The organism is Colwellia sp. MEBiC06753 (genome assembly GCF_053470325.1).
The window spans coordinates 99,909-122,795 of sequence record NZ_JBQMTM010000015.1; the positions used below are offsets into that span (position 1 = coordinate 99,909).

Sequence of the window (22,887 nt, forward strand, 5' to 3'; positions counted from 1 at the left end):
CGTTAACAGAAAGTAATTAGGCTTAAGCGTACTTTTTAAATACTAAGGTAGAGTTAGTACCGCCAAAACCAAAGCTATTTGACATCACAAGATTTAAATTAGCATCGCGCGTTTCATGAACAATATCTAGCCCTTGTGCTTGTTCATCAAGCGTATCAATATTAATTGAAGGAGCAACAAAGTTATTTTCCATCATTAAAATTGAATAAATGGCTTCATGAACACCAGCTGCGCCCAAAGCATGACCTGTCATGGCTTTAGTTGCACTAATGGCTGGAGAATCATTACCAAATACTTGCTGAATAGCGCCTAGCTCTTTGACATCGCCGACAGGTGTTGAAGTGCCGTGAGTATTTAAGTAGTCGACTTTATCTTCAACGCCTTGCATTGCCATTTGCATACAACGCACCGCGCCTTCACCACTTGGGGCTACCATATCATAGCCATCAGAAGTTGCGCCGTAGCCAACAAGCTCAGCATAAATATGAGCGCCACGTGCTAATGCATGTTCAAGTTCTTCAACAACAACCATGCCGCCACCGCCAGAAATAACAAAACCGTCACGGTCAGCATCATAAGTACGCGATGCTTTATCTGGCGTATCATTATATTTAGTTGATAATGCGCCCATGCCGTCAAACATCATGGCAAGTGACCAATCCACTTCTTCACCACCACCAGCAAAAACAACATCTTGCTTACCTAACTGAATTAGCTCCATAGCATGACCAATACAGTGTGCTGAGGTTGCACAAGCTGAGCTAATAGAATAGTTAACACCTAAAATTTTAAATGGTGTTGCTAAGCATGCTGAAATCGTGCTCGACATAGTTTTAGGTACTGCGTAAGGACCAACGCGCTTAACGCCTTTTTCGCGTAAAGTATCTGCTGATGCAACAACGTTAGCCGAAGATGCACCACCAGAGCCGGCAACAATACCTGTGCGAACATTTGAAACATCTTCTGGAGATAATTTTGCATCCTCAATCGCTTGTTCCATAGCGATATAGGCATAAGCTGAGGCATCGCCCATAAAGCGCATTGCTTTGCGATCAATATGCTCTTTTAAATCAATATCTGGTTTACCCCATACCTGACTACGAAGGCCTACTTCTTCAAAACTTTCTGAGCGGGTAATACCTGAGCGACCTTCTTTTAAAGAAGCCAATACTTCTTTAGCGTTGTTCCCTATACTTGAAACAATTCCTAAACCTGTAATAACAACACGTTTCATTTATCTAAACCATTCTTGTGTAAAAAAACTGGCATATAATAGCGATTTTTATCTGCCATACTGGTCTATCCAGTGTACAGATGTACGCTGAACAATTCGATACTCATTTCAAAAATAAAATAAACCAGTGTCTTGCCATGACTTTACTAATCAAAGCACGATAAAATAACAATCAAATTAATTTTTCATTGCAGTTTATTGTGTCTAAAGTTACCCCTATTGACTTCCTGCCAAATGGCGCGCCTTTTTCTACCCAATTTAACGATATCTACTTTGATACCGAATCTGGCTGTCAGCAAAGTGAGCAAGTCTTTCTACGAGGTAATGATATTGAGGCACGATTACTTAACCCCACTACGCCATTAATCATAGGGGAAACTGGCTTTGGTACTGGGCTTAATTTCTTTTTAACTGCGCTAAAGTTGCAACAGGCAATCACTAAGTATGGGCGAGATAAAGTTGCTGATGTACAGTTTATTAGTGTCGAAAAATTTCCGTTGTCCTGTGAACAAATCACCAAAAGTTTAACCATTTGGCCTGAATTAAAAGCAATAATTAAGCAAACGCTTAAGCAATATCCCCTGCAGCCTAATAAACGTTGCGATATTAAGCTATTCGACGGCAAATTATGCCTAACCATATTATTCGATGATGCCACCGTAGGATTTAGCCAATTGCACTTAGCGCCATCACAAAAAGTTAACGCTTGGTATCTTGATGGCTTTTCACCGTCACAAAACAGTGATATGTGGACGCCTGCGTTGTTTGAACAAATCGCTAGACTCTCAGCAGACGATGCTACCCTAGCCACTTTTACTGTCGCAGGTTTTGTTAGACGCCAGCTCACCGATGTAGGCTTTCGTGTAGAGAAAAAAGCAACCGCAGGTAAGAAAAAGCAAACCTTAGTAGCGAAATTTCAACAGCCATATCATCAAGGCAAAGGCTATTTAATTCGCCCAAACACTGGCAAGCCACAACATGTCACTATTATTGGTGGCGGTATCGCCTCGGCCTGTTTAACTTACCAATTGGCAAAACAAGGCGTTAAAGTAACCTTGTTATGTCAAGATGAGCAACTCGCAACGGGGGCCTCAAGTAATGCCATTGGCGCACTTTATCCGTTAATTCATTTGCAACAAGATGAAATTAGCGAGTTCTATGTAAAAGCATTAGTTCAGGCTCGTGAATTTTATGATGAGTTAATTGATGACGGTTACCAATTTGATCATAATTGGTGCGGCCTGCTTGAGCTTTCCTATAAAAAAGCGCTGCAAGATCGCCAAGCAAAGTTTCAGCAAAAACCAGTATGGCCTGCGCACATCATACACGGTGTCGATGCCCAAAAAGCTTCAGCACTAGCTGGCATAACACTTAATAACGGCGGTATGTTTATTCCTAGCGCTGGCTGGATATCGCCAGTTTCCTTGGTTAATAGTTTAATTCAAGCAGCCTGTGATAAAGCTCAGGTTAAAATAAAAACCAATATTGCGGTAAGTCAATTAACTCAGCTTGATGACAATCGCTGGCAACTAACCACTAATAAAGGCCAATTGATTGCTTCAGCACTTGTGCTATGCACCGGCGCAGAGAGTAACTTATTATCTCCTTTGGATAAACTGCCAATCAAACCAGTGCGTGGGCAAGTTACCCAAATAAAAGCTGATGAACATTTGCCAAGTGTAAACACAGTAGTTTGCCACAAAGGCTATTTGACACCAGCTCACAACCAACAATTTTGTATTGGCGCTACGTTTGATAAAAATGAGCGCGATACTAATGTTCGTCCAGAAGATGATATTTACAATATTGAGATGCTCAAAAAATCAATGCCAGAATATCCAGAAATAGCGAACAGTGATATTGTCGCTAGTAAAGCGCGACTTAGAGCAACAACGCCGGATCATTTTCCGGTTGCAGGGCCAGTACCGAAAACGGACGAACATAAAGCGATTTATGCCAAGCTGGCACAAGATAAAAATTGGCGTTTTGATACGCCAGCACCGTATTATCCCAATTTATATGTGATGTCAGGGCTTGGCGCACGTGGATTATGCTCAGCGCCATTAGCCAGTGATATTCTAGTCGCAGACTTGTGTAATCTGCCTTATCCGGTCGACAGCAAAATGCGCTTTAACCTTGCCGCCAACCGTTTTGTGATTAAAGATCTTATCAAGGGCAAAGCCTAGGTTCTGCCCTTTATTTAGTCACTAAACCTAGGTACTAAGCCTATGTACTAAACCTATGTACTAAACCTATGTACCAAACCTATGTACCAAACCTATGTACAAAGCCTACGCACGAAATTGAGGTAAAAGCGATTGCCAGTAGTTCGCGACAATTACTTGATCTTGGGGCGTTAATTCAGTTTTTGCCTCTGCTAACTTAGCACTTACAGCCTTTGCTAACGCCGTTGAAAGCGGCTGAGACTCATCGCCTAAGTCACTAGCAATCAGCGCAATAAAACCGCGAATATAGCTTGATGCAAATAGGGTATCGGCATCAGCATCATGCTCAGCTAGTTGATCAAAATAATGATAAAGACCAGTCAAATTTTCAATGAACACATTAAACTCCAAAAAGATAATTATTGTGGGCTTGCCACCGGATATAGCACCTGATCTTTATAACCCGTTACAACCGGTATAAAGCCGCTTAACTCAGCATCAAGGGCTTCATCACCTGTATCTGAAATTAACGGCCTTGCATTTAGCGCGCTAAGCTTAGTTTTTGTCGCCACGACAATTATATTGTCTTTGCCAATAGCGCGGATCACTCGCGGACTTAATTGCTGATTACCTCGACCAAAAATATGGCCCTGGCCACCAATTAAGGTGATCACTAATTTAATTGGCTGCTCTTGACTAGGGTCACTTTGATACGCCTGAATATGCTGCCAAAGCATTGGTTCGGTTAAATCATTAGCTATCACCATTTGATGCTGAATTAAATCAACACCTAATAAGGTATGCGGCAAGCCCATTTCTTCCATAATAAAGGCTGTAGTTGAACCTGAACCGATGATCGCTAACTGATCGTCAAGTTCATCGATTACGTGCGCAGCAATATCTTGCAGCACTAATTCATCTGATTCTTTGCCACCAGATTTCACCGCCTGAATATAGCGTAGTTCACATGGCACCTGCATTTCACCATAACGCTTAGCTTTAACAATACCTTGTCTAAATAGCGACTCGTCAATATCCATGACATCAGCTTCAGCTAATGTCACCATTTGATTGGTCACCATCATTTCCACAATGCGTCCTGCGGCCTTTGGGGTGACGGCATAAACGCCTGAATGAATTTTACAGCCAGCAGGAATACCTAACACCGGGCAACTTTCTTGTGCCTGATGACAAATGTTACGGGCAGTACCATCACCACCTGCAAATAAAATTAAATCAACATGTTGCTCTATTAACGCATTAACGGCATTTTCAGTATCTTGCGAAGTTGTTGGTGATTGTGCGTGATAGCAAACTTGAGTATCAAACCCTAGCGCTTTGGCACAGCTTTCGCCCATATCGCCATTAACGGTAAATACTTTTATTTGCGATAGATAAGGTGTTAATACTGACAACGCAACGGCGGCTCTTTGATTGGCCTTAGCTTCTGCCCCAAGTGCAATTGCCTGCTCAGCAATGCCCTCTCCGTCACTGCCTTTTAGCGCAACACTGCCGCCAATACCGGCAACAGGGTTGATAATTAACCCTAAGTTAAATATATGTTTCATCGAGTAACCTGTAAAAACTGCGCTGGTGTTGTTGGCATTGGCCGCTGATAAAAATTAGCCAAAGCAGTCATCAATTGCACTGCTCGTGGTGGAAAGCCCTTGGTTAAATAATCTTGAACTTGTGCAAATACTGATGCTTTAAATGATGCAATATCTGGCTCTGCACCATCAAGATTATCTGCAGATACATTAAAGTTTTTACCTGCAGCCGCGCAAAGTGCCCATTCAATGGCTTGCGGTTTTATCTCTACTTGTTCAAACGCTTTTTGCTGTTGTTCATTACGACCATCAGGTTCATACCAATAACCGAAGTCTTCCAGCAATCTACGTTCGGCGCCAGCAATGCACCAATGGGCAATTTCATGTAATGCACTAGCGTAATAGCCATGGGCAAAAACAATTTGATGATATTCGCACTCGCCATTTGCTGGTAAATATATTGGTTCGTCGCCGCCTTTAATTAGTCGGGTATTGTAGGAAGCGAAAAACGTATCATCAAAAATGGAAATAATGTCGTTGACGTAATGCATACAAGTGTCATTGATGGTTTAAATTTTGGCGCAATTGTAACGAAAAACGGCGATTATTGCATCGCCGTTTTGTAATCTGTCACATTATTTTTATTCAATGACTAAGCTAACGATTTTACACCGCGTTTTATAACAAAGTAGCCAAGGACACCAGATATGACTGAGCCGACAATAATACCTAACCGGTCTTGATAAACTAAGTTAACACCAGTTTGTTCAAATGCTAAAGAGCCGATAAATAAACTCATGGTAAAGCCAACACCACAAAGTAGTGCCGCGCCATATAACAATGTCCAATTTACATGTTCCGGTAATTTAACAAAACCTGCTTTAATTGCGAGGAAACAAAAACCAAATACACCTAATTGCTTACCAACAATTAATCCTAAAATAATACCTAATGGCACAGGTGAGACTATTTGCTCAACACCAATGCCTGTTAAATTGACACCCGCATTAGCAAAAGCAAATATCGGCAAAATAATAAATGCCACCATCGAATGTAAATTATGCTCGAGTGATTTCAGCGGTGAGGGCTGACCTTCACCGCCTTTAATTGGAATAAACATCGCCAAAACCACACCAGCCAAGGTTGCATGAACGCCAGATTTTAATACTGCCACCCATAAAATCATGCCAAAGAAAATATAAGGCGCGGTATCTTTCACACCTCGTTTATTCAACACCCACAGCGTTACTAGCACGAATGCCGAAACGACAAGCGATGTCACTGACAGTTGATCGGTATAGAACAAAGCGATAACAATAATCGCGCCTAAGTCATCAAAAATAGCGAGTGATGTTAAAAACACTTTAAGTTGCAATGGCACTTTGCTACCAACAATGGCGAGAATTCCCAGCGCAAAAGCGATATCTGTTGCTGTTGGTATTGCCCAACCTTTTAATGCATTTACATCTTGATAATTTAATGCGGCATAAATTAATGCGGGTATTAACATACCACCAACGGCGCCAATAGCAGGTAACGCCACTTGGCCCGGTTCCGATAAGTCGCCTTCTAAAAATTCTCGTTTAAGCTCTAAGCCTACAAGAAAAAAGAACAAAGCCATCAAACCATCATTAATCCAAAGTAATAATGGTTTCGCTATTTCAAAGCTTCCCACAGCCACCACAACAGGGATATTTAACAACAAATCGTAATAATGACTTAAAGGCGAGTTCGCCAAAATAATCGCAACCACTGCCGCAATCATCAAAATGATCCCGCTGGCCGCTTCTAACTTTAAAAAATCTTGAATTGCTTTTAAGGGCATAGATAACTTCCATTCACTTTTTTCGACATATTATGTCAATCTTATGGTTAATTCCAAATATTATTATTGATTAGCAGTATTAATATCAAAGATTGTGAGATATATTCGGAAATATAGACACTTATTGACATTAAATTCTAATACTAACATCTTGGCATTAATAAATTGTGAATTAATGTTACGCTAATATGTAACGTAATGCAGGATGTCAGCCCAGTTATAAGCATAGGTTGTACAGTGAAAAAGCTCGACGCTATAGATTTAAAAATACTTACCATTCTTTTTAACGATGCAGATATCACTAATAAAGAACTGGCGGCACAAATCAATATCGCCCCTTCTACTTGCCTTGAGCGTGTAAAACGACTCAGACAAGCCGGCATTATCAAAAGCTCTTATGTCGATATCGACTTTAAAACGATTGGTGGAAATATTGAAGCGATTGCCGCTATTCGTCTACAACCTTATTCTGAAGAGATAGTTAATCAGCTTCGTGATGACTTATTACAATTACCTGAAATCGTTAGCCTTTATCATATGGGCGGCAATTACGATTATTTTATTCATATGTCGGTAAAAGATACTGAACATTTAAGGAAGTTTGTTTTCGATGCCATTACCTCGCGAGATGAAGTACAAACCGTAGAAACGTCGCTAGTGTTTGAATATAGCCGAAGTGGCGTATTGCCTAATTTTACTGATAATGATTAGCGAAATGTACATTAGTAAAAAGTACAAATGCGCTTCTATTTATAGAATAGAAGCGCTGTAGGTAAGGTGGTACTAGTAAGGGTTAGTGCTTTTTAGTTGCTTTAAAGTCTTCTGTTTCATAGTACAACGGACGCATAGTGCCGCAATTAATAAAGCGGCGTAGCAATTCATCTTGTGATGGTACCGCTGCTGACGTAGCGATTTTTGTTGGGCAACTGGCTTCTAGATCAATGTGCAAAATATGATCATAGCTAGGTGCCTGCTGAATATGATGCACATATAGGCGATCACTTTTCTTATTATATTCAACCGCAGTATATTCCTGAACCCGACCTGAAGCTTCTAGCCCATCTAATTTACGAGCAAACAACAGCTGATCAAAACTTAATGTCACATCGTCGTATACCTTAAAACCATCGCGCTCAAAATGACCAATATAAACGTCGGCTTTTATTTCCATTTCTTCGCCTCGCACTAAGCGCTCTAGGTTAAAAAGCTCTGGCTCAATCGTCACTAAAGGGTTATCACGAACTACCTGCAATAAATTCAGGTCTTTAACATTCAATTTATAAAGTATTTGATAGTCGTGTGGCTTGTGATAAAGCGGTAAATGTGAAGCAAAAACAGTCGAGCCTTTTTGCATTAACACCATACCATGTGTTCCTTCATAAGCGGGATCAAGCGGCGGTAACGCTTGTTCTTCCTCAGCAAAAGAAAGTGATGGGATGAGTAAAGCAACCAATAAACAAAGTGCAGATTTAGTCATTAATACAGTCCAACGAAAAATAAAACTAAAAACAAATTAAGGAAACACTAGGGCGTGTTGTTCTTTGCTGTTTAATTTTCGTTCGAGATAAAAGCGTTTTAATCGCGGCGAGAGGTGTGACGCTTAGCCATCTAAGCAAACCTCCTCACAGCCTTTTCATTACAACAACAAGGGTAAAACGCTTTTAGCCGAACCTTTCAGGCAGCGTTTGTTGTCATTTCTACTGTGATGCCCCACACGGATGTGGGGTAAGGAGACTTTGCAGGAGCATAAAGTCTTTAGCACTTTATCATGGGGAATAACCACACATCAAAAGTGCTGCCTTGTATAAATTTCCAACAAACTGCTGCAAAAACAAACTTGAAAGAACAGCACGCCCTAATTATACGCTTATTTTTGGTAATAGGTTGGCAACTGTTAAATTTTATCATCAGTTTTTTAGATGTTTTGCCGATCGCTAATGACACTCTTAACTGCATTAGCTGAATGAAATTTGACTTGTGCATTTATTCTGTTCACTGCTAGTAATTTGTTCTAGTAAGCCAATAAAGAATAAAAGTATTCGTCGCCATCTATATTGCTAGCGGTACTATAGGAGCTGATAAACGCTGCTATGTTGAATTTCTGCATATCAGTAAATATTTTATTCCAGCTAAACACTTCAAACTCTTTGCCTTTGACTTCACATACAGATACTTCGCACTTTACACCATGTAATTCAATATGATCAGCTAACTGATGAATGACAATAAAATCACGAATTTTTTCTTCGAGTACATAATCCCTTTCTTCATGCGAGCTACTGTCATAAAGCTTAGTGAATAAACCAGCGCTCTCGTCAGATAAGGCGGCAGCCATACTTGCGTAAGGCTGTTCCAGTAACTCAAGCAACTGTTCATCGCTATAGGGCATTCGATTAAAACTTTCATTATCGCTAGAATATTCAGAAAGATATTGCTCATGGGTATCAGGTTCAGCTGAATTTTGTTGCTCAAGTAACGCAGTTAACCGATTAACTTCTGTGGTTAATCGAGTGATTTCATCTTGTAGATTTTGTTTGTTGTTACGACTAATTTCATCATCACCTCTTGCATGCTTAAATTGTGTTTGCGGTGCTGATATAACCGAGGCATTTTTTGCCGATTCGGGCATATCAGGTGAAAACATAATATTTCCAGCGCCTATTCCAACACTAAGTCCTACTATTGCTGAGATGATAATTTTAGCGTTCATACTGATATCCTTATTTAATTAATTCCTTAACTATCAACAAACATCTTCTATTAATTTTCAGAAAAGATCAAAAAATCCCGCCGAAGCGGGATTTTAAACATGAAATAAATATTCGTTTTGTTAGGTAAATGGTTTTAGAACAAAGAGCCGACACGGAGCGTACAAGTGTACGTGAGTATCGGCGATAAAGTTATAAAGCCATTTACGACACAAAACTAAGATTTCAGGTCGTCGAAGAACTTCTTAACCCCATCAAAGAACCCTGTTTCTTTTGGGCTGTGCTTTTTACCACTAGCACCCATTTTCTCATCTAACTGACGTAATAAGTCAGCTTGATCGCCAGTTAAGTTCACAGGTGTTTCTATCACCACCTTACACATTAAATCACCCGCGGCTGCGCTGCGTACCGACTTGACGCCCTTACCACGTAAGCGGAACATTTTGCCTGTTTGAGTCTCTTTGGGTACTTTAAGTTTTACTTTGCCATCTAGGGTTGGCACTTCAATTTCGCCACCTAATGCCGCTGTTGTAAAGCTAATTGGCACCTCACAATATAAGTGATTTTCATCACGAACAAAAATTGGGTGATCTTTAACATTCACCTGAACATATAAGTCGCCGGCTGGAGCACCATGCTCACCCGCTTCTCCTTCGCCTGATAAACGAATACGATCACCCGTATCAACACCTGCTGGAATTTTCGCATTAAGGGTTTTAGTTTTTTGTACGCGACCTTGGCCATGACATGAATTACATGGATCTGAAATTACCTGGCCTTTCCCACCACAGGTTGGACAGGTTTGTTGAACCGCAAACAAGCCTTGGCGCATTTGTACTTGTCCATGACCATGACAAGTAGAACAGGTTTTAGACTGAGTACCTTTTTTTGCTCCGCTGCCACCACATGGTTCACAGCTAACATAAGTTGGCACTTTAATTTCGACTGACTTACCTTTAACCGCTTCCTCTAGAGTCATTTCAAGGTTGTAACGTAAATCACTGCCACGACGAGCACGTGAACCGCCCCCACCACGACGACCGCCCCCAAAGATGTCGCCAAAAACGTCACCGAAGATATCACCGAAATCTGCGCCGCCACCGAAGCCGCCACCGCCGCCCATACCACCTTGTTCAAAGGCAGCATGGCCGTATTGATCATAAGCTGCACGTTTTTGATCATCACTTAACACTTCATAAGCTTCTTTGATTTGCTTAAACGTTTCTTCTTTTTCTTTATCACCCTTAGTGCGGTCTGGGTGATACTTCATTGCTAAACGTTTATAAGCTTTTTTGATGTCGCGCTCGCTTGCATCTTTTGCAACTTCAAGCACTTCGTAATAATCGCGTTTTGCCATAAATCTTCTACTTCACTTTAAAATTTCAGGGATATCAACGATATCAATTTGTTTATTTACTTAAAAAACTAGAGTTAGCAACAGCAAATAAGCAAACAATTTAATATCAAAAAGCGCCGATACCGACGCTTTAATCAAACTCTTAACTTTTATATTGATTAACTAAAAATCTATATACTCAATTAAGTGCTTTTACTTTTAAGCTAATCGGCGCTAGTTCAAGGCGGTCACGCGGAGCATACAAGTGTATGTGAGCATGACCAACACCGAAATAGCGCTTATTAGCGACAAAGTTAAAGGACAACTTATTTGTTGTCGTCCTTAACCTCTTCAAACTCAGCATCAACTACGTCGTCAGCTGGCGCTGCATCAGCTTCTGGTGCAGCACCTTGTGCGCCACCTTGAGCTTGTGCTTTAGCTTGAGCAATTTCCATTAACTTGGCAGACGCTTCCATTAATGCTTGTTGCTTCGCTTCGATTTCAGCTTTATCGTCGCCTTTGATTGCAGTTTCTAACTCAGCTATTGCAGCTTCAATTTTCTCTTTGTCTTCGCTTGGTAAGTCATCACCAGCTTCAGTTACTTGAGTTTTAGTTGCGTGAATCATGCCATCTGCTTGGTTACGTGCAGTCACTAACTCTTCGAACTTGGCATCAGCATCAGCATTTGCTTCAGCGTCGCGTACCATTTGTTCTACTTCTTCATCCGATAAACCAGATGAAGCTTTGATGGTGATCTTCTGCTCTTTACCTGTGTTCTTATCTTTTGCAGACACATGTAAAATACCGTCAGCATCAATATCGAAAGTTACTTCGATTTGTGGCATACCGCGTGGTGCAGCATCAATACCTTCTAAGTTGAATTGACCTAATGACTTGTTAGCATGTGCTTGCTTACGCTCACCTTGTAGTACGTGAACAGTTACCGCCGCTTGGTTATCTTCAGCAGTTGAGAACGTTTGCGATTGCTTAGTAGGAATCGTGGTGTTCTTATCGATAACTTTCGTCATCACGCCACCCATTGTCTCAATACCTAACGATAATGGTGTTACGTCTAATAGTAGTACGTCTGTTACGTCGCCCGCTAAAACACCCGCTTGTACCGCAGCACCAGAAGCTACAGCTTCATCAGGGTTAACGTCTTTACGTGGCTCTTTGCCGAAGAAATCAGTTACCGCTTTTTGTACTAGTGGCATACGAGTTTGACCACCTACTAAAATCACGTCAGTGATATCAGAGGTTGATAAATCAGCATCAGCAAGTGCAGTTTTTAGCGGCTCTAATGTTGCTTTAACCATATCTTCAACTAGTGACTCTAACTTAGCGCGAGTTACTTTGATGTTCATGTGCTTAGGACCTGAAGCATCAGCAGTGATGTACGGTAAGTTAACGTCTGTTTGTTGTGCTGAAGAAAGCTCACATTTCGCTTTTTCTGCCGCTTCTTTAAGACGCTGCATTGCTAATGGATCTTTCGTTAAATCCATGCCTTGTTCTTTTTGGAATTGCTCAACAAGGTAGTTGATTAAACGGTTATCAAAATCTTCACCACCTAAGTGCGTGTCACCGTTAGTCGCTAATACTTCGAACGTGTGCTCGCCTTCAACTTCATCAATTTCAATAATTGAGATATCGAAAGTACCACCACCTAAGTCATATACTGCAACAACGCGGTCGCCTTTTTGCTTGTCCATACCGTAAGCAAGGGCAGCAGCTGTTGGTTCGTTGATAATACGTTTAACTTCTAAACCAGCGATACGACCAGCATCTTTAGTTGCTTGACGCTGTGAGTCGTTAAAGTAAGCAGGAACCGTAATTACCGCTTCTGTCACTGCTTCACCTAAGTAGTCTTCTGCTGTTTTCTTCATTTTTTTCAGTACTTCAGCAGATACTTGTGGTGGCGCTACGTTTTTATCACGTGCAGTTACCCACGCATCACCGTTGTCTGCTTTAACAATACCGAATGGCATAATGCCGATATCACGTTGTACTTCTTTGTCTTCAAAACGACGACCGATTAAACGCTTAATAGCGAACAACGTGTTTTTTGGGTTAGTTACCGCTTGACGCTTAGCTGGTTGGCCAACTAAGGTTTCACCTTCTTCAGTGTATGCAATGATAGAAGGGGTTGTGCGATCGCCTTCCGCGTTCTCGATAACGCGAACTTTATCTCCGTCAAGAACAGCTACACATGAGTTAGTTGTCCCTAGGTCAATACCAATAATTTTGCCCATCGTGAGGATCTCCAAAATTCTTAAAAATAAAACTTTTTGTTTCTTGATTTACTTAGTGGGGGCGGTGAAAAACATTTCAAGAGAAAAAAATAAAAAAGATCATTTTTCTGCAATATTTTTTTACGTTTTTACCGTTAGCGCATTTTCTTCAAAGTGAAACCATAAAAAAGCCAGCTAATGAGCTGGCCTTAACAAGGTTAAATGGTGAGTGACTTATGCAGATGTATCGACACTTGCTGCTTTTGACACCATCACCATGGCTGGACGAATTAGTCGGCCATTAAGTTCATACCCTTTTTGCATTACCGCAATAACTGTGTTTGCAGGAACACCTGGCACTTCTTGCATTGACATAGCTTGATGAAGTTCAGGATTAAATGGCTGATCTTGTGGATTAACCGCATTAATATCGAACTTTTCTAAGGTTGATAAAAAGCTTTGAAGTGTTAATTCAACACCTTCAAGCATGGCTTTTTGTGCTTCGTCTTCACGATCGAATGATTCAATTGCACGTTCTAAGTTATCAACCACAGGTAATAATTCACCGGCAAATTTTTCTAAGGCGAACTTACGAGCTTTCTCAACATCTTGTGCACTGCGGCGACGAACATTATCTACTTCTGCTTTTGCACGGATCACCGAATCTTTTTGATCAGCAACCGTTGCTTGGGCAGCGGCAAGTGCTAACTCAAGTTCATTAATTTTTTGTTGCTCTTCGCTGATTGCGTCAACAGCAGCATCTAATTTCTCTTCTACTTGCGCTTCAGCTTGCGCAATAATTTCTTCAGCAGCAATTTCTTCAGCTGACTTAGTTTCGTTAGACATATTTTCGTTCGGCATAGTTTCGTTAGGTTTAGTTGTCATGAAAACCTCCAGTAAATTCAATTGTGCTAATTATGGGGCTTAGATTTTGTCTTTCAAGCACGAAATTTTAATTTGTTGGCTTTACAACGCAAAAATTAAGAGCGAAACTGCCGCTTATAGGAATAGTAAAGGCATATAACTCTATGAGTCAGTTATATAAAACCATTGGCTTAATCGGCAAACCTAATCACGAAGGTGCAAGCGCAACCATTTTGAGCTTGTATCAATACTTACAAGAAAACGGTTATCAGGTCATTGTCGAACGTTCAGTTGCAAAATCAATTGCTGAAGAAAATATCACCATTCAATCACTCACTGAAATTGGCGAACAGGCTGATTTGGCTATAGTTGTTGGTGGTGATGGTTATATGCTTGGTGCCGCGCGAGTTTTATCAAGCTACCAAATTGGCGTGATCGGCGTTAATCGTGGCAACTTAGGTTTTTTAACCGATCTTTCACCACAAGACTTAATCGAACCTTTAGAAAAAATTCTTAAAGGTGAATCACGCGCTGAACAACGTTTTATTATTGAAGCGGAAGTTTATCGCCACGGTAAATTGAAAAGCTCAAATTCAGCGGTTAACGAAGCGGTTCTGCATGCTGGTAAAGTCGCCAGTATGATTGAATTTGAAGTGTATATTGATGACAGTTTTATGTTTAGCCAGCGTTCAGACGGCTTAATTGTTTCAACGCCAACAGGCTCTACTGCTTATTCGATGTCGGCTGGTGGCCCTATTCTCACTCCTACCCTCAATGCGCTGTCTTTGGTGCCAATGTTTCCACATACCCTTACCAGTCGCCCGATAGTAGTTGATGGTGATAGTGAGATTAAACTAGTACTCGCTAACGACAATCAAGAGAATTTACAAGTAAGCTGTGATGGTCACGTGATTTTAGCGGTGATGCCAGGCGATCAAGTCATTATCAAGAAAAGTCCTTACACCTTACGATTAATTCACCCGCTAGATCATAGCTACTTTAACGTACTTCGAAAAAAACTGAGCTGGGGCAATCGCTTATATTAACTGAATATATAAGCATAAACATTGAACACAGCCAGCTAGTTAAAATTTAATCGGCTTAATGCAATTTTTTAGTTGCACTGTATAAAATTACTGTATAAATTACCAGTTAACCACTGTTTTTTTATACATGTAATTTTATTTATGTTGCTTCAACTTACTATTCAAAATTTCGCTATTGTTAAGTCGTTGGATATTGACTGGCAATCAGGCATGACTACCATTACAGGCGAAACAGGCGCAGGTAAATCAATCGCAATTGATGCCTTAGGCTTATGTTTAGGCGATCGTGCAACCACCAATGTTGTTAGACGTAACGCAACAAAAGCTGAACTAGCCGCCACTTTTGCTATTGAACAAAATGCAGCAGCTAAAGCTTGGTTAATGGCTAACGAATTAGACAGTGATGACGAATGTATTTTACGCCGCGTTATTTCTGCAGAAGGCCGTTCAAAAGCGTATATCAATGGCAGTCAAGTACCGCTACTGCAGTTAAAAGAATTAGGTAAGTTATTAATTAATATTCATGGTCAACACGATCACCAATTAATAACTAAGCCCACCGAGCAACGAAAAATGCTCGATGCCTATGCTGATCACCCTGAGTTATTAAACAATGTAAAGCATTACTATCAAACCTATCGTAAACAGGTTTTAGAATTAGAAGCGTTGCAACAAAGTCAGGCGCAGCGTGAAGCTAAGCAGCAGTTATTACAATATCAGGTAACAGAGCTTGATGAGTTTGCCTTACAACCAGATGAGTTTGAAACGCTAGAAAGCGATTACAAGCGTTTTAGTAATAGCCATCAAATTTTAACCGATACTCGCCAAGCACTTTATGTACTATCAGAGGACGAGCAATTTAACGCGCTATCAGGTCTTCAAAAATGTGTTGATAGCATTAGCTCACTTGCAAATTATGACCAGCAACTGGCAGATATTGCATCAATGCTGCAGGAAGCAGTGGTACAAGTGGAAGAAGCTAACAACGATTTACGTCATTATCATGATCGCCTAGAGCTTGATCCTGAAACCTTTAGCATGATTGAAGAGCGCTATTCACAAGCCATTCAATTAGCGAAAAAGCACCAAGTTGCCCCGCAAGATTTACCTGCAACCCACCAAAGCTTAAGTAATGAATTAGCTGCTATGTCTAATGATGAAACGCGATTAGAGCAATTAATTGAAGAAATTGAACAATCTAAGGTTAATTACCTTGAAGCAGCTGTTGCCTTAAGCGACTCAAGAAAAACAGCAGCAAGTCGTTTAAATAAAGAAATCAGCGAAAGTATGAAAGCACTAAACATGGTTCATGGTGAATTTGCTGTTGCCTTTAATTCTTTACCAACAACTGAGCAGGCAAATATTAAACCTAATTTACACGGTATTGATGATATATGCTTTGAAGTCAGTATTAACCCAGGCCAAGCGCCTGAAGCTATGCATAAAGTTGCCTCAGGTGGGGAGCTTTCGCGCATAAGCCTTGCTATGCAAGTTATTTTGGCCGATAAGGTTGTCACCCCTACGCTAATTTTTGATGAAGTTGATGTTGGTATTAGTGGACCAACCGCCGCTATGGTGGGTGCAAAATTAAAAGAACTGGCAGCAAAAACTCAAGTGATTTGTGTGACTCATTTACCTCAGGTTGCTTGTAAAGGACATCAACAGCTATTTGTCGCTAAATTAACTGATGGTGAATTCACCGAAACTAGTGTAACGGAACTTAGTGAAGATGCTCGCGTCCAAGAAATTGCCCGGTTATTAGCCGGCAACCAAATTACACAATCAAGCTTAGCGAACGCACAAGAGTTGCTTGCGAGTTAATAAGATAAGATTTATTCTGAATTTTACTTTGTAACTCTGTGCTCGCTTGGGTATTATCCCCAGTCAAATATTGTAGGAATGATAATTTTTCATGTTGTTTAGAAGCATTATATTGACCTTAGCGCTTTCAACCAGCGCTTGTTCAAGTTGGGTCTATCGTATTGATATCCCTCAAGGAAACTATTTAGAACAAAAAGATATCGACCGTTTACAAGTCGGTATGACCAAAGAGCAAGTGAAGTTTATCTTAGGCAGCCCTGTGGTGGTTGATAGCTTTGAAAAAAACACTTGGCACTATGTCTATCAGTTTAAGTCAGGACGCAGTGAAGACTTTAACGCCCGTAAAGACTTCACCATTAAATTTGAAGATGACAAATTAGTATCAGCTTCTGGCGACTTTACCCTGTCGGAAAACTTCAACACGCCTTACGAAAATTAAATTGTTGTTATCTGAAGCTTTATAAAAAGTAAAAGCGGCTATCATGCCGCTTTTTTTATTCAAATAATCCCTTAAATATATCTTAGCTATGCCTTAGTTATTCTCACCACGAAGCGGATTAACTCTACCGCCGGTCACTTTATCTGCTCGACCTTCAAGTTTGGCTTTTTCTGCTCGGCGTTTTCTTACTTCTTTGGGGTCGGCAATTAACGGGCGATAAATCTCAATGCGATCTAAATCCTGGAGCTCATCACTAAGCTTGGCCATTTTATTCCAAATACCGACTGCATTCTTTGAAAGATCAATATCGTCAAACAACGATAACATGCCAGATTCAATAATCGCCTGCTCAACTGTTGTGCCTTGCTGCACCGTCAATGCTAACAGCTCTTGCTTATCGGGTAAGCCATATACTACTTCAATATGAATTTGCTCTGCCATTAGCCGTATACCTTTTTCGCGCGCAAGATGAATGATTGCACCATATTATTAGCGATATTATTAAAAATTTTACCAAATGCCATTTCCAGTAATTTATTGGAAAACTCATATTCAAGGTTCAGCGACACTTTGCAGGCTTCATCTGAAAGCTCAGTTAACTCCCAACAACCGGTTAACTGCTTAAACGGGCCGTCAACTAAATCAAGCTTTACCTGTTTATTTTCTATTAATGAGTTTTGCGTGGTAAACCATTTACTTACTCCGCCTTTAGATACCTTAAGTGCGGCAGTCATTGAATTATCACTTTGAGTAATAATTTTACTGTCACTGCAGTCAGGTAAAAATTGTGGGTAAGCATTAACATCATTGATTAAGTTATACATATCTTGTGAGCTATGCATTACTAATGCACTGCGATGAATTGATGGCATTGATTTTCTCCGTATAGCCCCAAGATCATAACAAATAGAAGTTAAAAGCTCACTAGCGCAATGTTAAATTTAATAAATTTTCCAATAGCGATTTAAAAGCAATGAATTGTCCGTATAATGTGCTGCGTTAAGTGTGGAAAAAACATGGCTAAGAAAAAATCAAAACAAAATAACAGCAACACTATCGCGCTAAATAAAAAAGCGCGTCATAACTATACGCTAAGCGATAAGTTTGAAGCAGGCATGAGCTTGCAAGGCTGGGAAATTAAAAGTATTCGTAGCGGAAAAGTCAATATTTCTGATTGTTACGTTATGTTAAAAGACGGCGAAGCCTATTTAGTTGGCGCAGAAATATTACCGCTGAATATGGCGTCATCACATGTAGTTTGTGATCCAGTGCGGTCACGTAAACTATTACTGAACCGTCGCGAACTTGACCGACTCATTGGTGCAGTTGAACGTGATGGTTACTCACTAATAGCTACAGCTATGTATTGGAAACAATGCTGGGTGAAACTAGAGTTTTACTTAGGTAAAGGTAAGAAAACTCACGACAAACGTGCCGATATTAAAGACAGAGAGTGGCAAATTGATAAAGGCCGCTTAATGAAGAACAAGAACTTATCGCGATAATTATTGTCAAAGCGATAAGTGTATTGAATTAGTTGTCAGTACTTTATTCGACCTTAAAGTGGTTAAAAAATACCACGTTGTTTAAACGAATAAAGCGCTGTACAATTAACGAATAGCCTAGTGGCTATCAAACTTTGGGGCAGATTCAGGATTCGACAAGATTCGCGAAACCCAAGGTGCATGTCCAGGGGCGGTTGGCCTGGTAAAAAGCCGCAAAACTATAATTGCAAACGACGAAACGTTCGCACTAGCAGCTTAATGCTAGCCATCCTCTCAGTGATTCGCCTATAGTCTTGAGATGTCGATGGTCACCCCATGTAGGCTAGCGAGGGAAGCACGCTTGAGGCTGAACCGTGAAATAGTATCAAGCTCACCACGATGAAGCCTGTCGATTGGCGTCTAACTGGTTAAATAAAAAATCGACTAAGCATGTAGTACCGAGGATGTAGGTTTTTTGGACGGGGGTTCGACTCCCCCCTGCTCCACCACTTACTGAAATAACTTGTTAAATATTAATAAGTTATCACCTATAAAAATAAGGCTTCTTTGTAGTTGGTACACCAACTGGTACACAAAGAGGTCTTTTTTATGGCAAGAACTATCCCCAGTGGCACACTTAATAGTCAGTGAGCTTTTGTAGAACAACAAGCAGCACAATAATTGTTGCAATCGTTAAATGAGCCAATCTAACTATTCAAACTTCTCTTCAAACTCATTGCGTTAATTAAGTTGGTTTCTAATTAAATTAGCGCTACTTGTCATACTAGCAATAGTTGTTAGCACACCCGCTATTGAGCCAAAGATAATAAATAGTGACTCACCAGAGACCATTGCAATGCCTGCAAGTAATAAAGCTATGGTAACAATAATAGGTAACCGATAACTCTTCCAGACCCCCTGCTCACTTAACTTAAATAGCTTACCCATTGTTTCGGGGGGCTCAGCATTTAAAACAAAATACGCAAAGCTTTCGTTGACTAATCTAATGTCATCATTCTCTACTCTTATTAAGCCATTTAACGCTAAATGCTCAATCATTTGACTATTATTAGGATTTAAATAACGTCGTTTTGCTAAGTTGAATAGCCCTAGCTTTTCAGCATTAGAGCACAATTCCCATTTAAACCGATAAAATGCTTCGGCATGAATAAGTATTAAATTAATAGTCGCCCATTGGCTTTCTGTTTCAACGGAAGGTGCTTCAGAAACATGCAGACAATAACCTTGGTCAATTTCGCTACTACTATGTTGAGGTAACAGATCCTTAAGCGCATCTATTGACTTTAATTCAGGGAAATAATCTAACTCACTTGCCAATAAACTTAGGTCAACAGAGTTGCTAAATCGCTTAGGTAAATCAAAGCTAAAATCCATCAAACATTCTGACCATGAGAGATATTCTATATGCCCTAATTGAATATCCTTATTGTCACCGTCAATTAAAGCGTCTTTTAGTGCAACTCTTTGTAAACAATGAAACCCAGAATACACACAAAGTTCATTAATTTTACCTGTTAAGACTAATCCTTTTAATTCAACAATTAAGCATAAAAGATGTTGGCGTAATTCACGACACTCTAAGCATGTTTCAACATCCCATAATTCTACTTTTAACCCTGACTTTTTATTCTCTGATTCATCGCAAATAAGTGAATGGGACAACTCCATTTTTAAATTGGGAAGTTTTGTCTCTTGTTCGGTAAATAAAGAAATGATCGGGCTGAGCTGAGCTAATTCGGTAAATGCTTCACTTGCTGGTATTAACCTATCAGTATGAGTTTTAGCCAATAGTTGTGACCGTTTTACTTTCTCTAAGCTGGCATATAAATTAAATTCAACGCCATTTAATTTTATATTATCCGCTTTAATTGATAGTGCCTTGCTACGTTGGTCTGCTGGGATTAACGCGACGTCGGCACTAAGTTTTTCGACGTGACGTAAAAAATCAATACTTAGATAAAGGTAAGTCCAAAGAATTTTTGTATGAAGTAAAAGCCAAATAAACAACAGTATTAGGCCACCAATAAACATCGATATCATATAGCCAATAGTAGATAATGAAGTAGTATATAAATCAGTTAGTTGATTTTTCGTTGCGCTACTTAATACATATTGATTCAACCATCGCCACAATTGTTGATTTCCCACAGCAGTGGCAAAATTTGGAAAATCATCAGGCATTACACTGATATTATTGCATTGGCCATTGCCAGCTTGCTGCTTGTTAGTATTTTGCTGCAATATGGCTGTTCCGCCATCCCCCAAAATGGCATTAATCGGATTTAATTGATAATTCGATATTGAATTAGGAAACAAACTTAAAGCTTGTTGAGTTATCTCTTCCGTTTTGGCATTGAAGGAAGCGCATTTAAAATTAGTGTATTGATATTCAACACCTTTCACGCTGTTATTACTTGTTACTGATAAATAATAATTCGCAAGGACAACTATCACAGCCATGCAAGCCCAAAATCTTTTGTGTACTGCAGACAAATCATGATCAAGTTGCAAGATGTTTTTAATTAATAACAAAGGGAGGTTTTTGTAATGTTTTACGCCTAAATATATTAAGCCTGCAAATAATAATAACCCGAGCGATAAAGTGAATAATTGAACATGAACATTACCACCTGCGATAGATATAATCGCATTAGCAAGTAAAATGACCGCTAACAAGACGCTCATAAAAAAAGCGAGCCTACGTTGCACTTCTCTACTAATTAACCCTGTTTGTTTTAAATAGTATCGAACCCAAATGACATAACACTTAATACAAATAAAACTAACTAATATTAACAGTACGCTTATGACAAAATAATAAAGAAATTTATTGGTTAAAAACCAATTTGTCAGTTGTGTTGGTGCAAAAACAACTAACGCCCAATCGTCAATGATGGTTGGGTATAAGTAAAAACTTCCTTTAAAACCGTGGTAATAACCTTCTACTTCTGTAACCACCTCTTTTCCTTCTTCACTTGCACCAGAAGACTTTATCCATTCTGCAAGTCCTTGTTCGTTATTACCTGAATAAAATAAATTTTCGTTCAACGAACGATTAACCTGTGAGTGAAAAATAACTTGACCGGAATTTCGATTCACCACCATATGCGCAAAGTCAGCTGACAATAGCTGATTCACCATCGTGGAATGTTGATTGTCACCTTTACTCAATGCCTCACTTTCATTGCTAGCATGTAAATAATTTTGTTTAAACATTTCAAATATGGTGTAAACGACATCAGCAATTAATACGTAGTTTCCGTAAACACTTTGATTTTTTTCAAATAAAGGCATGGAAATTGTCGTGCCTATTGTGCCATTAGTGATATTACGCAACCGTTGAATATAGACATTGTTGTGCGTTTCAACCGGAGTCGAATTCGACTTTTCACGCGCTAAATTCCAACCTTGCTGGCTTCGAACTGATTTAAAATATTTTCGATGAGACAGATTAAATGAACGAGGCACACTATTAGGCTCTCGATAAAACATTGATGGTGATGCTAAATTACCAAACTGGTTAATCACAACAGATGAAATAAAGCCATCGGGTAAGGCTGATTCTGTTAACGGCTTTAGGTGAACACCTGGAAACTTAATTTCCTTATTTAATTTAAATTCAGTTAAGTCTTCTGCATTAAGTTGCTTATCGCTAACCAATGCGTCACCTAAAATCAGAATGCGTGCTTGACCGTCTTTGTCATTCGTCAGTAAATTAGCCGATATTTGATCAAATGTTTGGCCAATTTCTGCGCTGTTAGTTAACGTCGGAATAGTCGACAAGTAAGCTTTTAATTTAGGTGATGAGGATAACTTTGCAGGCAAATAGTGTTGATTTATTGCGCTTTCTTTCACCGAATAAATAGTCATCAGCTGATTGATATCAGCTTCACTATTGCATTGATTGACGTCCAGTGTTGTGTTTGGCTTTTCAACTAAATTTAACTTTTTGTTTGGTGCTTTTGGATCTGCAGTGATATTTAAAAATGGCTATGTTCCCGTAAATTGTTGTTATACTGTATGTAGATACAGTTAACGAGGATTTACTCATGATCCCAGCACAATTTACAAAGCTGATAACCGAGTTAGAAAACTTAACGGATAGCCAAGCCCGTTATGTAGAGAAGCTGCTGAAAGGCACGGATAGCACCTCACAGTTGATATCAGAG

General features: G+C 39.7%; 19 protein-coding genes, 1 other RNA gene and 1 pseudogene. 8 read left to right on the top strand and 13 right to left on the bottom strand.

Annotated features, from left to right (window positions below; genetic code table 11):
- Nucleotides 1-22 precede the first annotated feature (22 nt).
- Complete coding sequence (gene fabB / locus ACOB82_RS12770; RefSeq protein ID WP_448213359.1) at nt 23-1,234, bottom strand: beta-ketoacyl-ACP synthase I; 1,212 nt, start codon at nt 1,232-1,234, stop codon at nt 23-25.
- A 200-nt stretch (nt 1,235-1,434) separates the two neighbouring features.
- Between fabB and mnmC the strand changes: the two genes are divergently transcribed.
- A complete protein-coding gene (mnmC, locus tag ACOB82_RS12775) occupies nt 1,435-3,420 on the top strand; it encodes a bifunctional tRNA (5-methylaminomethyl-2-thiouridine)(34)-methyltransferase MnmD/FAD-dependent 5-carboxymethylaminomethyl-2-thiouridine(34) oxidoreductase MnmC (RefSeq protein ID WP_448213360.1) in 1,986 nt (661 codons plus the stop codon).
- Nucleotides 3,421-3,525: 105 nt separating this feature from the next.
- On the opposite strand, the gene ACOB82_RS12780 is transcribed toward mnmC, so the two are convergent.
- The 4 genes from ACOB82_RS12780 to nhaA all read right to left on the bottom strand — a co-directional run bounded on the left by ACOB82_RS12780 (nt 3,526) and on the right by nhaA (nt 6,771).
- Nucleotides 3,526-3,798, bottom strand: coding sequence for a YfcL family protein (locus ACOB82_RS12780; RefSeq protein ID WP_448213361.1), 273 nt, complete (start codon nt 3,796-3,798; stop codon nt 3,526-3,528).
- Between the two features lie 20 nt (nt 3,799-3,818).
- Entirely contained in the window at nt 3,819-4,967 is a 1,149-nt protein-coding gene (locus tag ACOB82_RS12785; protein ID WP_448213362.1) for an ATP-NAD kinase family protein, read from the bottom strand.
- Complete coding sequence (locus ACOB82_RS12790; protein WP_448213363.1) at nt 4,964-5,497, bottom strand: elongation factor P hydroxylase; 534 nt, start codon at nt 5,495-5,497, stop codon at nt 4,964-4,966. The genes ACOB82_RS12785 and ACOB82_RS12790 overlap by 4 nt, the downstream gene beginning before the upstream one ends.
- A gap of 101 nt (nt 5,498-5,598) precedes the next feature.
- Nucleotides 5,599-6,771: a Na+/H+ antiporter NhaA gene (gene nhaA, locus ACOB82_RS12795; protein ID WP_448213364.1), complete on the bottom strand. Its 1,173-nt coding sequence runs from the start codon at nt 6,769-6,771 to the stop codon at nt 5,599-5,601.
- Between the two features lie 237 nt (nt 6,772-7,008).
- On the opposite strand from nhaA, the gene ACOB82_RS12800 reads away from it, so the two are divergent.
- Nucleotides 7,009-7,482, top strand: coding sequence for an Lrp/AsnC family transcriptional regulator (locus ACOB82_RS12800; RefSeq protein WP_448213365.1), 474 nt, complete (start codon nt 7,009-7,011; stop codon nt 7,480-7,482).
- Nucleotides 7,483-7,564: 82 nt separating this feature from the next.
- Here ACOB82_RS12800 and ACOB82_RS12805 read toward each other — a convergent pair whose 3' ends face one another.
- From ACOB82_RS12805 to grpE, 5 genes are all read right to left on the bottom strand, one after another.
- Complete coding sequence (locus tag ACOB82_RS12805; protein ID WP_448213366.1) at nt 7,565-8,248, bottom strand: hypothetical protein; 684 nt, start codon at nt 8,246-8,248, stop codon at nt 7,565-7,567.
- 534 nt (nt 8,249-8,782) lie between these two features.
- The gene (locus ACOB82_RS12810) at nt 8,783-9,481 is read right to left on the bottom strand and encodes a hypothetical protein (RefSeq protein WP_448213367.1); all 699 of its coding nucleotides are present in this window, start codon (nt 9,479-9,481) and stop codon (nt 8,783-8,785) included.
- Between the two features lie 215 nt (nt 9,482-9,696).
- Nucleotides 9,697-10,836, bottom strand: coding sequence for a molecular chaperone DnaJ (dnaJ, locus tag ACOB82_RS12815; protein ID WP_448213368.1), 1,140 nt, complete (start codon nt 10,834-10,836; stop codon nt 9,697-9,699).
- Nucleotides 10,837-11,141: 305 nt separating this feature from the next.
- Nucleotides 11,142-13,064, bottom strand: coding sequence for a molecular chaperone DnaK (dnaK, locus tag ACOB82_RS12820; protein ID WP_448213369.1), 1,923 nt, complete (start codon nt 13,062-13,064; stop codon nt 11,142-11,144).
- Between the two features lie 213 nt (nt 13,065-13,277).
- On the bottom strand, nt 13,278-13,904 hold the full coding sequence (gene grpE / locus ACOB82_RS12825) for a nucleotide exchange factor GrpE (protein WP_448213382.1): 627 nt from the start codon (nt 13,902-13,904) through the stop codon (nt 13,278-13,280).
- A gap of 167 nt (nt 13,905-14,071) precedes the next feature.
- Here grpE and nadK point away from each other — a divergent pair, with 167 nt between their 5' ends.
- From nadK to ACOB82_RS12840, 3 genes are all read left to right on the top strand, one after another.
- Nucleotides 14,072-14,953, top strand: a complete 882-nt coding sequence (nadK, locus tag ACOB82_RS12830; protein WP_448213370.1) for an NAD(+) kinase — start codon at nt 14,072-14,074, stop codon at nt 14,951-14,953.
- A 141-nt stretch (nt 14,954-15,094) separates the two neighbouring features.
- Complete coding sequence (gene recN / locus ACOB82_RS12835) at nt 15,095-16,774, top strand: DNA repair protein RecN (protein WP_448213371.1); 1,680 nt, start codon at nt 15,095-15,097, stop codon at nt 16,772-16,774.
- 91 nt (nt 16,775-16,865) lie between these two features.
- Nucleotides 16,866-17,213, top strand: a complete 348-nt coding sequence (locus ACOB82_RS12840; RefSeq protein WP_448213372.1) for an outer membrane protein assembly factor BamE — start codon at nt 16,866-16,868, stop codon at nt 17,211-17,213.
- 93 nt (nt 17,214-17,306) lie between these two features.
- On the opposite strand, the gene ACOB82_RS12845 is transcribed toward ACOB82_RS12840, so the two are convergent.
- On the bottom strand, nt 17,307-17,654 hold the full coding sequence (locus ACOB82_RS12845; RefSeq protein ID WP_448213373.1) for an RnfH family protein: 348 nt from the start codon (nt 17,652-17,654) through the stop codon (nt 17,307-17,309).
- Nucleotides 17,654-18,085, bottom strand: a complete 432-nt coding sequence (locus ACOB82_RS12850) for a type II toxin-antitoxin system RatA family toxin (RefSeq protein WP_448213374.1) — start codon at nt 18,083-18,085, stop codon at nt 17,654-17,656. The genes ACOB82_RS12845 and ACOB82_RS12850 overlap by 1 nt, the downstream gene beginning before the upstream one ends.
- Before the next feature lie 144 nt (nt 18,086-18,229).
- Between ACOB82_RS12850 and smpB the strand changes: the two genes are divergently transcribed.
- Both smpB and ssrA read left to right on the top strand, forming a co-directional pair.
- On the top strand, nt 18,230-18,718 hold the full coding sequence (gene smpB, locus ACOB82_RS12855) for an SsrA-binding protein SmpB (RefSeq protein ID WP_448213375.1): 489 nt from the start codon (nt 18,230-18,232) through the stop codon (nt 18,716-18,718).
- A gap of 136 nt (nt 18,719-18,854) precedes the next feature.
- Nucleotides 18,855-19,206, top strand: a transfer-messenger RNA (tmRNA) gene (ssrA, locus tag ACOB82_RS12860).
- 232 nt (nt 19,207-19,438) lie between these two features.
- Here ssrA and ACOB82_RS12865 read toward each other — a convergent pair.
- Complete coding sequence (locus ACOB82_RS12865; protein ID WP_448213376.1) at nt 19,439-22,588, bottom strand: hypothetical protein; 3,150 nt, start codon at nt 22,586-22,588, stop codon at nt 19,439-19,441.
- Between the two features lie 179 nt (nt 22,589-22,767).
- On the opposite strand from ACOB82_RS12865, the pseudogene ACOB82_RS12870 reads away from it, so the two are divergent.
- Nucleotides 22,768-22,887: pseudogene (locus ACOB82_RS12870) on the top strand (IS1595 family transposase); the annotation flags it as partial.